The organism is Pseudoalteromonas sp. BSi20495 (assembly GCF_000241185.1).
GTDB classification, from domain to species: Bacteria; Pseudomonadota; Gammaproteobacteria; order Enterobacterales; family Alteromonadaceae; genus Pseudoalteromonas; species Pseudoalteromonas fuliginea.
Genome location: NZ_BADY01000104.1, coordinates 1 through 20,084 on the forward strand (window position 1 = coordinate 1; position 20,084 = coordinate 20,084).

Annotated in this window: 16 protein-coding genes; 1 reads left to right on the forward strand and 15 read right to left on the reverse strand. The window is 38.8% G+C overall.

The features are described 5' to 3' along the window. The 6 genes from P20495_RS20765 to P20495_RS06900 all read right to left on the reverse strand — a co-directional run. Positions 1-234: hypothetical protein (locus tag P20495_RS20765; RefSeq protein WP_033016085.1), on the reverse strand; the 234-nt coding region annotated here is incomplete at its 3' end. Between the two features lie 111 nt (positions 235-345). Then, positions 346-972: a Pvc16 family protein gene (locus P20495_RS06920; RefSeq protein WP_008137318.1), complete on the reverse strand. Its 627-nt coding sequence runs from the start codon at positions 970-972 to the stop codon at positions 346-348. Then, positions 950-2,935, reverse strand: coding sequence for an ATP-binding protein (locus P20495_RS06915; RefSeq protein ID WP_007378998.1), 1,986 nt, complete (start codon positions 2,933-2,935; stop codon positions 950-952). Before P20495_RS06915 ends, P20495_RS06920 begins: the two co-directional genes overlap by 23 nt. 1 nt (position 2,936) lies before the next feature. Further along, positions 2,937-3,368, reverse strand: coding sequence for a glycoside hydrolase family protein (locus P20495_RS06910; protein WP_007378997.1), 432 nt, complete (start codon positions 3,366-3,368; stop codon positions 2,937-2,939). A 2-nt stretch (positions 3,369-3,370) separates the two neighbouring features. Further along, complete coding sequence (locus tag P20495_RS06905; protein WP_008137321.1) at positions 3,371-3,913, reverse strand: UpxY family transcription antiterminator; 543 nt, start codon at positions 3,911-3,913, stop codon at positions 3,371-3,373. 164 nt (positions 3,914-4,077) lie between these two features. Next, positions 4,078-4,644 carry an RNA polymerase sigma factor gene (locus tag P20495_RS06900; protein ID WP_232224826.1) on the reverse strand — a complete coding sequence of 189 codons (567 nt, stop codon included), beginning with the start codon at positions 4,642-4,644 and terminating at the stop codon, positions 4,078-4,080. A 1,286-nt stretch (positions 4,645-5,930) separates the two neighbouring features. On the opposite strand from P20495_RS06900, the gene P20495_RS06895 reads away from it, so the two are divergent. Further along, positions 5,931-6,767 (forward strand): mechanosensitive ion channel family protein, encoded by an 837-nt coding sequence (locus tag P20495_RS06895; RefSeq protein WP_007378994.1) that lies wholly within the window; start codon positions 5,931-5,933, stop codon positions 6,765-6,767. 423 nt (positions 6,768-7,190) lie between these two features. Here the strand turns inward: P20495_RS06895 and tldD are convergent, their stop codons facing one another. From tldD to P20495_RS06850, 9 genes are all read right to left on the reverse strand, one after another. Then, positions 7,191-8,630 (reverse strand): metalloprotease TldD, encoded by a 1,440-nt coding sequence (tldD, locus tag P20495_RS06890; protein WP_007378598.1) that lies wholly within the window; start codon positions 8,628-8,630, stop codon positions 7,191-7,193. Further along, a complete protein-coding gene (locus tag P20495_RS06885) occupies positions 8,627-9,466 on the reverse strand; it encodes a carbon-nitrogen hydrolase family protein (protein WP_008137327.1) in 840 nt (279 codons plus the stop codon). Before P20495_RS06885 ends, tldD begins: the two co-directional genes overlap by 4 nt. After that, the gene (locus P20495_RS06880) at positions 9,463-13,320 is read right to left on the reverse strand and encodes a YhdP family protein (RefSeq protein ID WP_008137328.1); all 3,858 of its coding nucleotides are present in this window, start codon (positions 13,318-13,320) and stop codon (positions 9,463-9,465) included. The genes P20495_RS06885 and P20495_RS06880 overlap by 4 nt, the downstream gene beginning before the upstream one ends. After that, complete coding sequence (rng, locus tag P20495_RS06875) at positions 13,320-14,792, reverse strand: ribonuclease G (protein ID WP_007378601.1); 1,473 nt, start codon at positions 14,790-14,792, stop codon at positions 13,320-13,322. The genes P20495_RS06880 and rng overlap by 1 nt, the downstream gene beginning before the upstream one ends. A gap of 1 nt (position 14,793) precedes the next feature. Further along, positions 14,794-15,363 carry a nucleoside triphosphate pyrophosphatase gene (locus tag P20495_RS06870; protein WP_008137331.1) on the reverse strand — a complete coding sequence of 190 codons (570 nt, stop codon included), beginning with the start codon at positions 15,361-15,363 and terminating at the stop codon, positions 14,794-14,796. Beyond that, positions 15,364-15,843, reverse strand: coding sequence for a rod shape-determining protein MreD (gene mreD, locus P20495_RS06865; protein ID WP_007378603.1), 480 nt, complete (start codon positions 15,841-15,843; stop codon positions 15,364-15,366). Then, positions 15,836-16,678 (reverse strand): rod shape-determining protein MreC, encoded by an 843-nt coding sequence (gene mreC / locus P20495_RS06860; protein WP_188085246.1) that lies wholly within the window; start codon positions 16,676-16,678, stop codon positions 15,836-15,838. Before mreC ends, mreD begins: the two co-directional genes overlap by 8 nt. Beyond that, on the reverse strand, positions 16,678-17,721 hold the full coding sequence (locus P20495_RS06855; protein WP_002958401.1) for a rod shape-determining protein: 1,044 nt from the start codon (positions 17,719-17,721) through the stop codon (positions 16,678-16,680). Before P20495_RS06855 ends, mreC begins: the two co-directional genes overlap by 1 nt. A 134-nt stretch (positions 17,722-17,855) precedes the next feature. After that, complete coding sequence (locus P20495_RS06850) at positions 17,856-19,898, reverse strand: formylglycine-generating enzyme family protein (protein WP_008137337.1); 2,043 nt, start codon at positions 19,896-19,898, stop codon at positions 17,856-17,858. Between the last annotated feature and the right edge of the window lie 186 nt (positions 19,899-20,084).

The following is a 20,084-nucleotide window of genomic DNA, read 5'->3' on the forward strand; positions in this document are numbered from 1 at the left end:
CGGCGGTAAATGATTGTTGGCAATATTCGTGATTTGTGCGCCATTAGCTATAACCTCTTTCACTTTAATCGATGAATTTTCTCCAATTTGAGTTAAATCTATCTGCTCTGGTAAACGATCATTATTGATACTGCTTGTTGCCGTATCAATTAGATCCCCAAATTCTTGTTGAGTAGGGATATCACCACGCTGAAAGTAGCTTTTTAATCGTTCATTGAGTTCTGAAGTACTCATAATATTCCTCTGTAATCTAATAAATAAATGATGATTTCAGCCGCTGATCTGAATGCTCAACAACTGCCGATTAAATTATGGGATCTGTTAGGTAAAATAATTGAGGTTAAATTAAGCTTTGTTATCTAAGAGTTTATTAATTTCTTTTACTATTGGCAGTTGTACTGGCTCAAATACTGGCATAGGCAAAGAGAGCGTATAGAGAATGGTTGCTTTAGGCGTACTCCCGAGTGCCTGCCATACTTGCCCTGTTACTTTTTCACTGTACTCATTACCGAATATTTGGCTGCGGATACCATAAGGTGATATATCAATTTGTTGTGCGAGTAGTAACTCTTCAGGTAGAAAATCGTACCGTCCTATACCTGCAATTAAATAGCCCATAATCAAATGCTCTATCGCAGCGCTTTGCTGTGGGTTTTTACTCCAAACGGTTAGCATATAAGTCAATGACACAAATTTAGGCTCAATGAATCGTGTACGGTGAGTTTGCGTAAAATTTATTTGCGTACGAGGTGGCTCACTTTGACGACGCTGAATATCTTCAGTTATACCAACTAAATAACAATTTATTGCGGGGTCGCTGCCTAAACTAGTAGTAAATTCATTATCTGGCGCTTGAAAGCTCAATACAATAGAAGTATCTACTACATCATCGTTATTATTGAGCGATAAAACTTTGTCTTTAATAAACGAATCAAGTGCCTGTTGTACTTTATAAATTAAGGTTGCGTCCATTGTGCCCTCCCGTTAACCACGTTGATAAAGATTGCTGGGTCATAAAGCCGGCATGTTGTTTTGAGAGTTCTCTATGTAATGCATTGGCAATCTCGGCTCGACTAATCAACTTTTTGTCAGCGATCAAACTTTGCAACAATGCCATTTCGCAGATATTGATTATTTGCGCAGCACTGAGCTCAAACAATGCTGCAAGTTGGCTAATGCCTTGGCATAAATCACTATCTGCATTGGTGCTTAAATTACGCTGCCAAATATCAACGCGCTGCTGTTTATCAGGTAAAGTAAACTCAATTACCCCTTGAAAGCGACGTAAAAATGCCTCATCAAGGTTACTTTTAAAGTTAGTACTTAGTAACAACAAGCCCGTGTAGTGTTCCATACGTTGAAGTAGGTAACTTACGCCCATATTGGCGTTTTTATCATGGCTTGACTCTACCTCGCTGCGTTTTGCAAAAATCGCATCTGCTTCGTCAAACATGAGTACCGCATTATATTTCTGAGCTGAATCAAATAGCTTAGCTAAGTGCTTTTCAGTTTCACCTATCCATTTACTGGCAATATTGGCCAAATTAACTATGTACAGTGGTAGTTGCAATTCACCTGCAATGGCTTCTGCGGCCATAGATTTACCAGTGCCTGGTTTACCCCAAAATAGCGCTTTACATCCTTGATTAAAACTAGGTAGACGCTGTTGTAATGAAGCTTTAAAATTAATTCTGGCGATTAACTCCTGCAATTGCACCGTAATTTTGTCATTCAATATCATGTCGTCGAGGGTAAAGCGCGCTTGACACAATTTAGCTAGTTCATCGCAGTGTTGACTTTGCGCTGAAAAACACAGCGCTTGCAATGTTTCCCAGTAATCTTGTTCATCACTTTTATCTGCCTTAGCATTGTTTGCTAGCTGCTTCATATGAGGTAACGCTACGGGATATTTAGCCACCAACTGCTGAGCTTGGGCTTTATCTAAATGCGTATGTTGCTCGCTATTACATAACGACAACCAAGCCTCTTTTAATTGTGACAAATTTGGTACTTGTACTTTAATTTTTAATGATTGCGTAAATACCTCGTCAAACAAGGGGCTAGCTGTTGTTGTTATTAACGCCAATTTTGTACATTGCTCAACTAGAGTATTTAATTGAATTAAGTTGTGTTGTAACAAGCTACCAATTTCGGGCCAATACAATAATACTGGTTGCGTTTGAGCTATGAGCTGTAAGCAGGCAAATTCATGCGCTAAATGAGATATGTTGAAACCATTGTTTGGCTCTGCTACATAGTGTGCCAACGTGGTATCGCACCGTAATGCCAACTGCTGAGTATACCAGGCGGTTATTTCATCATTTTCACTGTCGATAATAAGTAATGATTGAGCTGCAACCTCTTCTGGTAAACTAAAACAACTATCAAATACTGGGTCCTGCGCCGTGTCTACTAAAGTAAAGAAACTAAGGTAATCACAGCTTGTAGTACCACATTGCAAAAATTCATGTAAATAAGGGGCAATATTCACTGCGCTTTGTAAACCTATACTCTCATTTGTTAGGTATATTAACCCCCATTTAAACAATGCTGATTTAGGGCCAAATTCTGCTATGGTGTTGTATTTATTTAAAGATTCGTCCACTAATGTTACTAACTTATCTAAACTCAATGTTGGCCCTTGCTCAAACCAACTTAATCCTAAAAATGGGGCTATTACGTCTGGATCTTGAACTTGAATATAAACAAGTGCTAGCAACTTAGTTTCAGAATGAGACAACGAAAATAAATCAGTAAGATGGTTAAACCGTGGCATAAAAATTAGTTTATTTAACTGCTCATGTAGCTCTTTAACAGTATCACTTAGATGTTCATCTTGTGCTTTTAGCGCACTACCAAACTGATAGAGATGATAAGCAACTCGCCGCTCTTGCTCTGAATGAGGCACTTGTAATTGAGGTATAATGGCACTCATATCACTCTCCTAGAGCCATTTTTTGTGCCAGCTCATCAGCTCTCACTCCAACCTGCTTAGCCCATCTAGAGTCAAGCATTTCAGCCGCTGCTAAAGGGTAATTTTTATCTTCCAGTGCCCTGAGCATATTTTTAAACTTACATAGCCCTGCAACCCCAAGATTAAACGCCATATCTAGCAAAATAATCTTTTTAGTTTCATTCAATAATTTGAAAACGCGAATATGCACTGCAACCTGTGCTATAACATTATTAATGTCATTGTTTAATAGGTAATCTACCTCATCCAATGACAAACCTTTATCTTCTAAGTTACGGCCAATACCGATCGTTAATTTTCCTTCGGTACATCTATATGGTTTTAATGATAACCCCTCATAACGCAATAATTGGGCTTTCAGCGTTTGTATATTTGTTTCACTTAGATACGCCATAATTAAACCTCAACAATCGGTTTCAATAGCATTTCAGGTAAAGTTAGCATCATACTTTGCGCTAATCCCTCGACTTCAATTGCGACTAATTGTTGATTACGTCGCTCAACCAGAATACCGCAATACCCTTGTAAACTACCGCTAACAATTTCCACTTTAGTTCCTACTAGCAAACGATTAGACAGCACTTCAACCACTTTACCTGTAGATATAAAACGTTGAATTTTTTTCATTTCTTGCTGAGAAATCACAGCTGGTAGATTATTAAATTTAATATATGAAACGAAACCTGGTAGGCGTTTTAACTGTTGAAATTCATTACCGTCAATATAAACAAATACGTATGATTTAAATAACGGTACGCTTACCACTTTGGTTCGGTCACTCCATTGGCGGGCCTGATCTATTAAAGGCAAAAATGCTTCACAATCACTTTGCAAAAGATTGACCTGTACAGCAAATTTTTTCTCACTATTGGCTTTGGTATAAACCACAAACCACTGCCTTTCATTTTTCATATTAATGCTCCAGCCAAGCTCCGCCACATCAATCCCAGCTAAGGTGATGCGAATGTTCGATTTAAATTTGGGTATCTTGGTCAGATACCCCGTTATTTGAATAACGGGGTATTCATCTGTTTGTGAAAAAGATTTTTTAAATTATTTTGTGGTTACAAGCCAAGAAAAACCGATGACCTGAACATGAGGGCTTATACATACTGTAATGCACTTAGTTTCTTACGAGCCAATTGCACACGCTTTCTTGCATTTTCTTGGCTAATTTGTAATTGGTTTGCTATTTCTGAGTACTCCATTTCATAAATAAATTTATACTGGATCACTTGCTTTAAATCATTAGGCAAATCATTAATGGCATCCATCAACTTCTGATATAGGTGAATACGTTCATACTCACTTTCCAATGTTTGTGACTGGCTCTCCGTAAAATAAAACTGTGTTGAGGAGCTGTTGGCTTGTTTCACTAAATCGCTTTCTTTACTATTTAAGCGATGTATATCCATACAGATGTTATGGGCTATCCGACAAAGCCAAGCAAACATGTTTTCTATTTGAGAGCTGTCTTGTATATAAACTTTAAGCGCTTTTTCACACGCTTGTGCCATGGCGTCTTCAACTCGATCTTGGTCGCTATATAACCATTTATAGCAACAAGCCCGCACTCGTTTTTCATAATCTGACCAAATAACCCAAAACTTTAGGTGGGGATTAGTTTCAAGCTGAACGCTTGAATGGGAACTCCTTGATAAAAACATCATCTCTCCGCTTTAAATTGAATTTACGAAGCGATGACGTAGAACCAAGAGTTATGTGAACAAAAATAAAACAAAAGAAAAACAAAAAAATAACAATATGTAGTTATTTATCATTAATCGGTGTTTTTCTTACTTGTCTGTATTTAAGGAAATAATAGTATTACTTTTTTATTTGTGTCTATTACAAAGCATTACAACAAAAAAGCGCCAATATATTGCAAGGTAGAGGAGTGAATAAAAACTAATAATCGCTTTTATTACTGTATGTAGTTTTAATTATTAGAATAGCGTTATAAATTAAAGTCTGTGAACTTAAACCTCATCAAATAAAACTGCACTGACAAAAAATTAGCAGTTCTAGTCTCAATAGGACGGTTCAATACCTTCTAACTTATAAGTAGTTGTTTTGTTATTTCCGACTTATAAAATATGGGTTAAATGGAACTTATGAAGTAAAGGGAAAGTACTTAGTGAAATAAATTTAATGCTTGATAAGTATTCTAATTCTATATTGCGCGTACTTAAATAAAAGCCGGGAATACGTATCTAGCAGCTTGCTTATCGATTAAAACCACAATACCCATCTTCACTTGAAATGCGTGCTTCACACTAAATTATCTATAGGATCTGGACTATTCCACCACGGTACATCTAATTTACTCTCGATAAAATACAAGCAAAGGCATTATTGATGTTAAATAGCCTTTAATACCAACTGACATAAGTACCGGTACAATTTAACGAATTACCCCTCTCATAGCGTTGTTATAATTTTTATTTAAAACAACTAGATATAAAAAATATTACCTAGTCTTTAAGTATTAAAATTTATTTAACCTAGGGCTGCACATGTTTGGTATTTATACTGCTTTATCGCCTATTGATGGGGGTAACCGCACAACATAGGCTAACCCTTACCTAAAAGATAAACAGACTCTAGTTATAGTGCAATTTACCTATCGTTAAATAGACCTCATATCTAAATAACCTGAACTCTGGATAATAAATTTATCTCAAGCAGTTGTTTTCAGCGCTAACTGCGTTTAATTTACTGAAATCTCTAGCTAGAGAGAAATAAACTCAAATATCACTATAGTTCAATATGTTAGTAAATCTCTTAACCAGAGTTCAAGTAGAGTAGGTTGGTTTAACCATTGAAAATTACTGATAAAAACGAATACTCCTTAGCATTAATTTGCTAAAGGGTTTTTATTTGCGTTAAATTAGCCCATTGGCAAAATAAATCAATAAACTGGTCGTGTTTATCAACTTTAAACCATTAGGAATTTATGACTAAAGATATATTACTGCATCCGTTTCTTCTCTCACTAATAATGTTAACAATTGCATTTGTGCTTAAGATACTTGTCGATAAGTTAGCAAAAAGTCGCGCTGAGAAAAAAGAAAAAGATATTCGCTACATCGCGCATAATATTAAGCACTTTATTAACTTTGTAATGGTGATATCACTTCTCTTTGTGTGGTCTACAGAGATTCAAAACTTTGCACTTTCTATTGCCGCCTTTGCTGTGGCGATTGTACTTGCAACGCGTGAATTTATTCAGTGTGTAATAGGCTTTTTTTACCTAGTAACAACACGCCCGTTTAGAGTGGGTGATTGGATACAAGTTGGTGATTACTTTGGTGAAGTTGCTGAAACCGATTGGATAAAAACAACCATGCATGAAATTGATATACATACTTATCAATTTTCGAGAAAAACCATATACATACCAAACAATAAGCTAATTACCAGCTCGATTAAAAACTTAAACTTTGTAAAACGCTTTGTTACACACCATTTTATTATTGTCCGAAGAGAGAGCTTTAACCCGTACCCTATTCACGACACATTGACCGAACAGGCTAAGCTGTACTGCGAAGAGTTTCAAGAAGTAGCAAGCCGCTATAATTCGATGATTGAGCGTAAACTTGATGCAAAAATATCTGGCCCAGAGCCTGTAATTCACTTTGGTACAACCGATTTAGGTGAGTTTAAAGCAAGCTTTACCTTGTTTTGTCCTACAGAAAAAGCGCTTGAGATAGAGCACAAATTAACAGAGTGCTTTTTTGCGTTATGGTATAAAGAGGCTGAAAAAACTAAAGGGGATGAGGGAGAAGTATAAACCTCACCTACACAGAGTAAAAATACAAATTGTAGGTGCGAATTTATTTCGTGCTCTATTTCTGAGCTTATATTTAAAAAGCGAGGTGTAAAACCTCACCTACACAGAGTAAGCATGCAAATTGTAGGTGCGAATTTATTTCGCGCTCTATTTCTGAGCCTATATTTAAAAAGCGAGGTGTAAAACCTCACCTACCCAGAGTAAGCAGGCAAATTGTAGGTGCGAATTTATTTCGCGCATAGAGCCCAACTTAAACGTAAAAAGCGAGGTATAAAACCTCACCTACAATAAACATCAAGCATATAAGTGCGAATTTACTTCGCGCATAGAGCCTAACTTAAACGTAAAAAGCGAGGTGTAAAACCTCACCTACAATAAACATCAAGCACGTAGGTGCGAATTCACTTCGCGCTTGAGTAATATTTAAGCTGTACCACCGACCGTTAACTGATCAATTTTAAGGCTTGGTTGGCCTACGCCTACCGGTACGCTTTGACCATCTTTACCACAAACACCAACACCTTTATCAAGTGCTAAGTCGTTACCAACCATAGATATTTGCTGCATTACTTCTGGGCCATTACCAATAAGCGTTGCGCCTTTAATTGGCTGAGTAATTTTACCGTTTTCGATTAAATACGCTTCTGATGCGCTAAATACAAACTTACCTGAGGTTATATCAACTTGTCCGCCGCCAAAGTTAGGCGCGAATACCCCTTTTTTAACACTACTGATAATATCGGCTTGGCTGTGCTCACCACCTAACATGTAGGTATTAGTCATGCGAGGCATTGGTAAATGTGCATACGACTCACGACGTGCGTTTCCGGTAGGATTTACACCCATTAAACGCGCGTTTAGCTTATCTTGCATATAGCCTTTTAAAATACCGTTTTCGATTAGCACGTTGTAAGCCGCTGGTGTACCTTCGTCATCTACGTTAAGTGAACCTCGACGGTCAGCCATTGTGCCATCATCAACAACAGTACACAGCTCAGATGCTACTTTTTGGCCCACTTTACCACTAAACGCAGACGCGCCTTTACGGTTAAAGTCGCCTTCAAGGCCGTGCCCTACCGCTTCGTGTAAAAGCACGCCAGGCCAACCATTACCAAGTACAACTTCCATCGTGCCTGCAGGTGCATCAATAGCTTCAAGATTTACTTTAGCTTGGCGTACCGCTTCTTCTGCAAACTCCATCCAACGCGGTTTACCATCAACAAGCTCTTTAAAATAGCCATAATCTAAACGTGCACCACCGCCTGCGCCGCCGCGTTCACGGCGACCATTTTTTTCAAGCAGTACTGAACAGTTTAAGCGAATAAGTGGGCGAATATCGGTAGCAAACGTGCCATCACTTGCCGCGATTAATACTTCTTCGTATACCGCAGACATTGAGCTAATTACTTGCTCTGCATCGGGTGCTAATTCACGAATGTAGTTTTCAAGTTCGCGTAATAAATTAACCTTGTCGGTATCGCTCATACTCGAAATTGGTTGATGCGGTGCAAACTGCTCTTTAGCTTTAACATCGCTAAATACTTTAATTGCTCTATCTTCGCCAGCATCGGCAATGCTACGCGCTGCTGTTGCCGCTTTATTTAGCGCTTCAAGGTTTATTGCATCAGAGTAAGAAAAACCTGTTTTTTCGCCGCTTACAGCACGTACACCAACACCACGTTCAACGTTATAAGAACCTTCTTTAACTAAGCCGTCTTCAAGCACCCACGATTCGTGGTGGCTTGATTGAAAATATAAGTCAGCGTAATCCACTTTATGCTGATGTATGTAAGCGAGCGTTTTTTCGAGCTCTTCTCTATTTAGCAGGCTGTCATGTAGTAAATGCTGTTCAACCGAATTCATAATAAATGCTCTCTAAATCGTTGATGAGACTGCACGGGCATATCTCGTCTAATTTTTTGTAACTGGTCTAAATCTGCGTGGCAGCTTATAAAACCGGTGCCTGTTGGCAATTCGCTCAGGGTATTACCCCAAGGTGAAATAATAATACTGTGACCATATGTTTGTCGGCCATTTTCATGTGTACCGTGTTGAGCCGCTGCAACTACATAGCATTGTGTTTCTATTGCGCGAGCTGCTAATAGCGGTTGCCAGTGTGCTTGCCCTGTAACAACTGTAAATGCACTCGGGACTAAAATAATCTCCGCGCCTTGGCGAACTAGATCATTGAACAAGCCACTAAAGCGCAGATCATAACATACTGTTAAACCTATTTTACCAAATGGAGACTCAACCACCACCATATCGCTACCTGCTTGGGTAAAATCTGATTCTCGATAGCTACCTGTTTTATCATCTACATTTACATCAAATAAATGTATTTTGTTGTACGTTGCAACAAGCTCGCCTTGATTATTATATAAGTGCGATGCTGCGTAATACTTATGTTCGTTAAATGGCTCAGGCATTGTGCCTGCATTTAACCAAATATTATGGTGTTGGCACAATTCACTAAGTTGTAATTTGTATTGCTCAACTTGCTTAGCAACAAGTAAAGTATCGTTACCAGTTTTACTAAACACTAAAAAAGCTTCTGGCAAGCAAACAAGTAATGGCCTTGTTGCTGGCAGAGTTTTAAGTGCGCGCTTTAAGCTTGCTATGTTGTCATCAGGGTTTAGCCCTGAACACATTTGTAGGGCAACTATTGTGGGTGTGCTTATGCTTGCTGTTTTGTTCATTGCGTTACTGTTACTTGTGCATCTTTAAGCTTTAAATCGACTGATGCTTGTGGCTGATTTTGCGCAGCTTGAGGTAGTGTAACTTCACGACTTTTTCTGTCGAGTTCTTGAACAATAGGATCGTTCATTTTACCCGTTACTTTAAAATTGATCTCTGAGATGACGCGCGCAGAATGAATAACTTTATCAAGTGCTAAAGCAGCAAGCCCTGTTACTGGATTAACCATCCATGCCACTATAACCGGAATGCTTGAGGTTACTTGTGGCGCTACAGCAAGGTCATAATCTATATCTAGGGTATTTAAGTTTGCGTAGCCTTTAATAGTTAAATCGGCAGGCACACCGTCCATTTTAGTATCTTTAGTGTAAGCGATACCGTTTTCTAACTGCATAGAGCCTTGCATGCTGTTATAAAAAAAGCCCTTTGAAAATACATCTCTAAAATCAAGTTTCAGTTTGCGTACGAGTGAATCAAGGCTCAACAGCGAAAATACGCGTGCACCACCATCGCTGATTTCAGTTAAATGACCTTCGCCTAAATCCCACTCAATTTCACCACTTAGACTCGCAACATCAAAGTCGTAAGGGGCCGCTTGCCATGCTAGGCTATAGTTAATATTTGCTTTAGAATCTTTAATAGCCGTAGTGATATCAAACTCATTGAATAAAGAACCGATATCATCACTTTTTAACTCTCCTGAAAACTCCGTTAAGCCGTTTTCCCACTGTCCTTTAGTGCGCAGTACATGATCGCCTTTATCAACCACCAGTTCTGAAATTAAGAGTCGCTTTCCATCACCTAATAACGAAGCGCTTACCTTATCGAGTTGATAGCGTGCAATTTTACAATCACCACATTCAAACTCTATGGCCGGTACTTTTGTTAACCAACTTAAATCAGCTATGGGTAATATGTCGGCCACTTCAAACTCTGGCTTAATTTTTTCAGCAAAATTAAGCCTTAAGTAATCGGTATTAATTCGTATGGGCTGGCTCGGTTGAGAGGTTGGAATAAATACATCAGCACGCAACTCTTTAGCATTTAACTTCAAATATAAATCATTTTTAGAAGGTGCTAAACGCATTTCAAAATCATTAAATACAATATTACTCACATTGATTTTTCCAATGCTTGCTACCACTTCATTTAACGGTGGCATAATGCCAGATGATTGATTTTCAGGGTTTGATCTGGCTGCATTGGTTATTTGATCAATCAGATCAAACCAAGGCACTAGTTCACTCTGCTCAAGATTTATATTTACGCTTAAGTCTTTTTGGTTTAATCCTAAATCTTGTTTTCCGATCACAAAATGGGCATTACTAAACTGTGATTTCCCATTTTCTAAAATAGCATTAAAGTAAAACTGTTGATTAGCGTTTGCTGTAATGAGATTAGAAATATCATCACCTTGAACTACTGCATCAAGTGCCCACGCTTGTTCGCTATTTTTATTATAAGGTGCGGGTAAGTTACTCGTTAAGCCAAGTAGTTCTGAGTTTACCTGTGCACGGTAATTAAAGCCTTGTTCGGTAAAATTAAGTACTAAACCAATATCAACATCGCTTTGCCCACTTAAATAATTTTTTAATATACCTTGCCCACTATCAATTAGTGTATCGGCGTCAATTTTGGCGTTTATATCTATGTTTGCTTGGTAATTTTTAGCATCACTTTTACTGCTGTAATCAATAGTTAGCGGCATACCCAACCACTTCGCAGTCGCATTTTTAAGTGTAATATTGTCGTTTGTAAAATTAAGCTCGCCAGTTAAGTTTTTAAGCTCAATGCCTGGCGTTGCTATAAATACTGGCAAGTCATTTAAATTAACTTTGCCGCTAACACTGGCTCCGCCTTTAAACTTAGAGCCTACTAAAAGCTCAATACTGGCATCGGCTTCGCCTTTGCCCTGTACGACTTTAAAAATTTCAGCAAGAGGTTTGGCAATAGGTGTCGCTGCAAAAAAATCATGTAACTTTTCCATCTCTGCTTTTTTATCAATTTGCACAATAAGTTCATCAGCATTCATTAAATCTGCAATGCTCACCTGTACACTATGACCAATATCTAAATTAACCAACTTGCCTTGCTGGCTATATATGTCCATCCGCTCATTAGCAAAATGTAGCTGCACATTAGCATTAGTGACCGCAGGCCAATCAGGGTCAAACTCATAGGTTGCATTGTCTATTTGTGCTAATACATCAAACTGACCACTACCATCAGTAAATGGGAAACCAGACAAAGGCCCTGCAAATAAGACCTGTGCTTTAGATACTTCTCCGCCTTTAATTGCACCATTTAAATAGCTAACGAGCTCATGGCTCATTGCTTTTAGCGGGAAGTAATGCCCTGCAATATTGGCATCTGGAGCGAACGCTTCTGCATATAAATCTAAACGAGGCGTATCCCCGAGGCTCAGCTGCATTTCAGCAGCAAGTGTTATTTCATTATTATCAAACCAAATTTCATCACTACTGATGTGCCAACCTTCTTTTCGATTTACTAAATCTAAATCGATATTAATTTGATTATATTGGATATCATTACTAAAGTTTTCGCCAGTAACAAGCGTGCCATTTTCGCCAAATAAGCTAATACGTCCGCTTGCTTGATTTACAAGACCACTTACTCTTAACCCTTGAGCAGCCGGTACTGAATCGAGCTCTTGCCAACCAATATTGTCAGCCTCAAACCATAGCTGCCACTGCTCAACGCTTTCAAAATTTAAATATGCTTGTTTAATCAAACCACTTGGTTCACGCTCTAAAAAAGGGGCTAAACCATTAAAATTAGTTAATCCAGCTAAATTATTTAGTAGTTCTAAATCAACTTGCTGTAACCATACTTTGTTTTGCGCATCTAGCTTTGCTTCAAACTCTAAACTTGGCCAAGCCTTGCTGTTACTAGCAAATGTTAAACCTGTACTTTTTAAGCGCCAACCATTTTGCTCTGGGTATAAATGAAATCCCCCTTCGCTTAAACTAACTTGTTGATTTTTTTCTTCATACTGCCAACGCACAAAGCTTGGTAACCATTGCACTTTTATATCGCTAAATAGCCCTTTTTCGAGCTTAAACCAAGCTTGTAAATTTATATCACTGTGTAATTGCTGCTTTTCACTTGTTATGTATTGCGCTAACCAGTTAGATACATCTACTTTATTTGCTTGCACATACATATCACCAATCACCTTTTCCAAGGTCTTACCCGATAAAGCAATGCGCGCATCAAAATTACCAACTGAGATACCGGGCAATGCCAAGCTACCACTGCCTAGGTGTTTTTTATCTTCATTTTGCCAAGTAATATTTTTAAGCATTACTTTACGCTCTTTACCATCTTCAAGTATGAAGTTGACGCTTGAATTCTCAATAGCAAAATGCCCAGTTTCACCTAAAAAAAGACCTTCAATGAGTTCTTTTTGTTCAAAAGAAACTTCACCTTGCTCATTGCCATTAAATAAGTTGCCCACATTAACGCTGGTGTGAAAGCCACTAATAACAAAATAATTAGATTTTAACTGTAGCGTTTTTAAGCTTTCCCACAAATTAAGCTCTAAACTGGTTTTTGCGATGGTAAGAGAAATAGGAGCCGTTTCATTATCTTTAAAGGATAAATCTTCAAGAACCAAAGCGGGGCCACTACCCTGCCAACTTGCTGAAATAGAACCAATTGAAAGGCTGACATCAAATTTACTGTGTAAGTAAGTTTCAATATCGCCTTTATAGTCATTAGCATAAGGAAGTGTATATTTTAAAATAGAAACAATAACGGCCAGTAATACCAAAATTATGGCGCAGGTTTGCCATAACTTTCTAAAACAAAAAAAACAGACCGCTTTTGCTTTCATTACATCATTACCACATCAAACTGTTCTTGGCTGTATAAACTCTCGGTTTGAATATGTACTTGCTTACCAATAAAAAGCTCAAGTTCCGCTAGGTTATGATATTCGTCATTAAGTAAAGATTCACTCACTGCTGGGGCAGCGTATACCATAAATTTATCGGCTGCGTAAGCACGATTAACGCGCACTATCTCGCGTAATATTTCATAGCACACTGTTTCAACTGTTTTTTGCGAACCACGACCTGAACATGCAGGACATACATCACATAAAATATGTTCTAGACTTTCGCGCGTACGCTTACGGGTCATTTCCACTAAACCGAGTGCAGAAAGACCATTTATATTCGTTTTGGTGCAATCTTTCGATAACGCAGATTCAAGCGAATGTAATACGCGGCGTTTGTGGTCTTCGCTTACCATATCAATAAAATCGATAATAATAATGCCGCCTAAATTACGTAGTCTGAGTTGACGGGCGATAGCCGAAGTAGCTTCTACATTGGTATTAAAAATAGTTTCTTCTAAATTACGATGGCCAACAAAAGCTCCAGTGTTTACATCAACCGTGGTCATCGCTTCGGTTTGATCAATAATGATATAACCGCCCGATTTTAACGTTACTTTACGATGTAAGGCTTTTTGAATTTCATTTTCGACATCAAACAAATCAAATATTGGGCGCTCACCTGGATAATACTCAAGTACTTTAGAAAGCTGTGGTACAAACTCATCAGTAAATAACTTAAGCTCTTGATAAGTCAATTTTGAATCGACACGAATACGCTCCATGTCTTCACCTACATAATCACGAAGCGTTCTGAACGCAAGTGTTAAGTCTTCATGTAAGATGCTCGCTTTACTTGTTTTTTTTCTGCGAGATACTATTTTTTCCCATAACTTTCTTAAAAATTCAGCGTCGTGCCTTAGCTCAGCTTCGATTGCCCCTTCGGCTGCTGTACGCACAATAAAACTGCCATTTTCATCGCCATATTCCGCAACTATTTTTTTAAGGCGTGCACGCTCTTCTTCGGTTTCGATGCGTTGGCTAACTCCTACATGAGTAGCATCGGGCATAAATACTAAATAACGAGAAGGAATTGTTATATCTGTGGTGAGTCTTGCACCTTTAGTACCAAGCGGATCTTTAACCACTTGCACCATAATGTATTGACCTTGGCGAACTAACTCACGAATATCTTGTACTTTTTTTATCGGAGTGTCGTCAACGCCTTCTACAATTGATGCGCTGTTTACGATATCTGACGCATGCAAAAAGGCCGCTTTTTCAAGGCCTATATCAACAAAAGCAGCTTGCATTCCTGGTAATACACGACTTATTTTCCCTAAGTAAATATTACCAACAATACCGAGGTTGCCAATACGCTCAAGTTGAATTTCTTGTAATACACCGTTTTCTATTAAGGCAACACGGCTTTCGCTTGGTGTGACATTGATCAGTAATTCTGTACTCATGTTACCTTCTTAAGAATGCTTGTAATAATTGTTCGGTCTCATATAAAGGTAAGCCTACAACACAAAAATAGCTACCCGAAATATGAGTAACAAAGCGACCGCCTAAACCTTGTATTCCATAGCCACCGGCTTTATCTTGTGGTTCACCACTTAGCCAATATGCTTTTATTTCTTCATCGGTGAGGGTTTTAAACGTAACGTCAGTACTTACTACGCAACTAAGTATTTTATCTTTACTAGCAAATGCGATAGCCGTTAACACTTGATGTGTGTTACCTGATAAGCGCTTTAATGTTTGCGTAAAGTCAGCTTCATCACGAGGCTTACATAAAGACTCGTTATCAATAACAACCACTGTATCACTACCAAGCACCGGTCGGTCGGTATAGCCAAGCTCAACACCTAAGCTTGCCTTTAAACGCGCTAAACGCTCTACATAATTATGCGGCTGCTCATTAGGCAACTGGCTTTCGTCTGCATCAACACTAAATTGCGAAAACTCGATGCCTAACTGATTTAGTAATTCTTTACGGCGGGGAGAGGCTGATGCCAAATACACTGAGGTAGTCATTTACCTGATCCTAAAATGTCTGCGGTACTTACGAAGTAATGAAAATACCCAAAACCAACTCACCATACCGGTAAGCACTGGCCATAAATATTGTGGATTAAAATAAACACCGAGTAAAAAGTGATTTAACCAAAACTGCATTAAATGATAAAGCGTTAAAAACAAACCAATTAATAAGCTTTGCTGCCAAAGCGAAAAATTACGAATTTTTTGGAAATTGCTTGCAGTTACAAAAATACAAATCGAATAAGTCAGTGAATTCACACCAAGTGGCGAACCAGAAGCTAAATCAATTAATAAGCCAACCACCCATGCTGTAGCAATATTTAAACGATGCGGTAATGCAAGTGACCAATACATCAAAACAAGTAATACCCAATCAGGGCGAAATGGTTCAAACGAAAAAGGTAATGGCATTAACGCCATAACTAAGGCAAAAAATATGCTCAACCCTATTAACAATGAATAACGGCTAATCATTATTTAGACGCTCCTGCTTATTGCGCCACAAAATAACTAATAAACGAATACGATCTAGCTGAGCAATTGGCTCGGCATATACTTGAGCAAATGGCTGACCTTCATCTCGGTTAATTTCAGTTACAACAGCCACGGGGTAGCCTTCTGGGAATGTGCCGCCTAAACCTGACGTAACGAGTACATCGCCAATACGCACATCTAAGCTATGTGGCACATGCGAGAGTTTAACGACATTAATTTTACCAATGCCTTCGACCACGGTGCGCACATCATTACGTAAAATACGTACCGGCGTAGCATGCGTGGTGTCTGTCATTAGCAATACCCGTGATGTCGTCGATCCTACTTTAGTAAGTTGCCCTACCACTCCCATTTCATCAATAACGGCTTGCCCCTCACTGAGTTCATCGGTTGTACCACGATTAATTACCACTTGGTGACTATATGGATTTGAATGAACTGAAAGCACTTGCGCAATAATTTTACGATTAGACTGCTTTGCCGATGAGCCAAGTAAGGCACGTAGTTTTTGATTTTCTCTGGCTAAGAATTGATATTGCTGAAGTTGCTCACTTTGTAACATTTGCTTTTTTTTAAGCGCTTCGTTTTCAGTAAGAAGTTGATCCCGTGTATGCAGGCTTTTGGCACTAAAACTAAAAAGTTCGTATGGTAAATTAGCAACATAAATTAACGGGCTAACGAGGGTATTGAGGCTAGTACGAACAACCGTACCACCTTGTGTGTATCTATCACCAATTATGAGTACGATACTCAAAAACACTGCGACAAAAAGTCGCAGTTGTAAGGAGACGGCTCGTCCAAACATTAATTTCATTAATCGTAACTAAAAACATCACCACCATGAACATCGATCATTTCCAGCGCTTTACCACCGCCACGTGCAACACATGTAAGTGGATCATCGGCAACAACAACCGGAATACCCGTCTCTTCCATCAATAAACGGTCTAAATCTTTTAGCAATGCACCGCCGCCAGTCAATACCATTCCGTGCGCAGAAATATCTGACGCAAGCTCTGGTGGAGACTGTTCTAGTGCAACCATAACTGCACTTACAATACCCATTAATGGCTCTTGTAGCGCTTCTAAGATTTCGTGTGAGTTAAGTGTAAATGAACGCGGAACACCTTCTGCAAGGTTACGACCACGCACTTCTATTTCGATTGGCTCGTCAGTTTTAAACGCAGAGCCAATTTGATGCTTAATGTTCTCAGCTGTTGCTTCACCAATTAAGCTACCAAAGTTACGGCGCACATAGTTAATAATCGCTTCGTCGAACTTATCGCCACCAATACGTACAGATGATGAGTAAACAACACCGTTAAGTGAAATAATAGCAACTTCAGTTGTACCGCCACCAATATCAACAACCATAGAACCGGTTGCTTCTGATACTGGTAAGCCTGCGCCAATAGCGGCTGCCATTGGTTCTTCAATTAAGTAAACTTCACGAGCACCGGCACCCATTGCAGATTCACGTATTGCTCGTTTTTCTACTTGAGTAGCACCACATGGAACACAAATTAGCACACGTGGACTTGGGCGCATAAAGTTATTGTTGTGCACTTGCTTGATAAAGTGCTGTAACATTTTTTCTGTTACATAAAAGTCAGCAATTACACCATCTTTCATTGGACGAATTGCTTTAATATTACCTGGCGTACGACCTAACATTTGCTTTGCTTCAGTTCCTACTGAGGCTACACTTTTAGGTCCACCAGCACGCTCTTGGCGAATAGCTACAACTGAAGGTTCGTTTAATACAATACCCTCTTCTTTTACATAAATTAGGGTATTGGCTGTACCCAAATCGATCGATAGATCGTTAGAAAAAATACCACGGAGTTTTTTAAACATGAGGCTGGATGACCTTTGAAATACGTTCTTATGTTAGCTGCCTTACTTTAACATGCTTAGTTATGTGAGCAATATAAAGCGCAGCTGCCTTTGTAAATTTGTGAAAAAAGGAAGCTAAGCTTCCTTCTTAAATTTTATCGTTCACGTACTAGACGAAAACCAATGTAATTAGATCTAAAATCAGGTGCTAAAATTAAGCGCGTTGAAGCACGAGCAAGACTTGGTGCAAAATTCCACGCCCCACCTCTTACTGCAATATCAGATTCACCTGATTTTTTATTGGTCCATTCCCATACATTACCTACGGTATCGTATAGTCCAAATGCATTCGGTGAAAAAGAACCAACTGGTGCAGCGCGCTTATTTGACCATTCACTACCACACCAACCACAGTTAGCTAAACCTTTACCAATTTCGTTACCCCAAGGGTATTCGGTTTCAGTACCGGCTCGTGCAGCATATTCCCATTCAACTTCATTAGGTAAACGAAATTGCTGCCCGGTTTGACCTGATAACCATTCTGCATACGCTTTAGCATCGTTATAGGTTAAGCATACAGCAGGAAAGTTACTATTTTGATCAAATCCTGGGTTGCGCCAATTTAAGTTTGCTTCCCATACTGGTTCGCCATTTAAATAATATGCGCACCCTTTATTTTGCTCTGCTTGTGTTTTGTAACCGGTATTTGCTACAAATTTTTCATAGGCTCCAACGGTCACTTCCCGACTTTGCATCGCAAATGAATTGGCGATCACTTTTTCAACAACCGGACGCTCATTCGCTAAACCATTACCGTTAATATCGCCCATTTTAAACTTGCCTGCTGGAATAACAACAACAGCGGTCTGAACATTTTCATTTAATACATTTATATTTTCATTAACCTGACGGGTAGTCACTTCTGTTTGCTCACGAGTGTATGTCGGTGCAGCAATCGACTCAGGCTTTTTTACTAAATTTACATGAATAGTCTGTGCTTTATTTAAATCTACACGTGCTTGGTAGGGTTTGTAACCCAACTTACGCACTTCTACATTATGAACTCCACGCGGTAAACTAGTTACTAAACGAGTGGAACCAAAACTAACACCATCAATAAAAACTTCGTCGTCGTACACATTAGAGCGAAGCGTTAACTCTACCTGTTTATTGTTATCATTTGTGGTAATTACACGATTATTGCTAGCAACAGGTTTCATTATGTAATTACTTACTGACGGCTCATCTAAACGAGATACCTGAACTGTTGCGCTATTATCCGCGCTATTACTGAATGTTAACTGACTATCTGAAAAAGTAGTGCCATAAGCCGGCTGATACACAGCGGTAAGTGGTGTCCCGTACTCAGAACAATAATGGTTATCAACACTTAGTAAGTTACATAAACGACTGCTGTTGACTTCACCACGCATTGTGACGCTTAAATTAACGTTGTAATTACCTTGCCCACTAAAGGCGCTGCTCACTACATGACTACTTAAAATTTGTACTTGAGCGCCCGCCATATTACGTTTTGGCTCTACTAAGCGCTCTTCCGTTAAGTTGGCAAAAATTTGGTCTACAAAACGTTTTGTTGCTTTTTGTAAGCCCATTTGTTGGCCGCGTTGTTCACAAGCTGCAAGTGTTTCGGTGCGTTTACAGTTAATTGTATGATTAACTTCTAGCGTACCCTCACGCGTAAACTCATTACGTAAACGTTCAACTCGCGCTGTTGTTAGTTGCTCTTTTAAACCCTCTAAGGTGTTTAGTAACGTATGCTTAGCAACACGGATCTGTTCAATGTCTTTACGGTGGGATGCAATTGCCGCCAACTGCATAGAAATATCGTCTTTATTTTGCTTGTGATCAACCACCGCTTTTTGATAACGCGACTGAGTTGTACTGATATCTAACGTAGGATCGTCAATTAAGCGACGATACATTTCGTTCATTGCGTCAAGTGCTTGGTTTTTTTCTTTATCTAATTCAGTTGAACGAGAACGAAGTAACTCCAGTTGAGTTTGTAACTGATTTTCTTCTTTAAGATGTTTATCAAGTATTCTTGTCGAGCTATCGTATTCTGTTTGTTTAATACTAATTTCTGACTCAATTCCAGTTACAGTTGCTGTATCTTGTGCAAATGCACTACTAGCTAACAAACTAGCTGAAATTAACAGAGATAAAGGAGTAATTCGCATATATTCCAGTCCCAAAAAGCGGCAATTATTTGGTCGTTATTATTTTTTATAATTAAAGCCTTATGCTATGTACTTGCAGCACAAAATACAAGCTTTGTTCAATTATTATCTGAGTTTACAACTATTCACGTGTACCACGCCAGTAAATAACCCGATCATTTCCCTTTAAGCGGCAAAATTATAAAA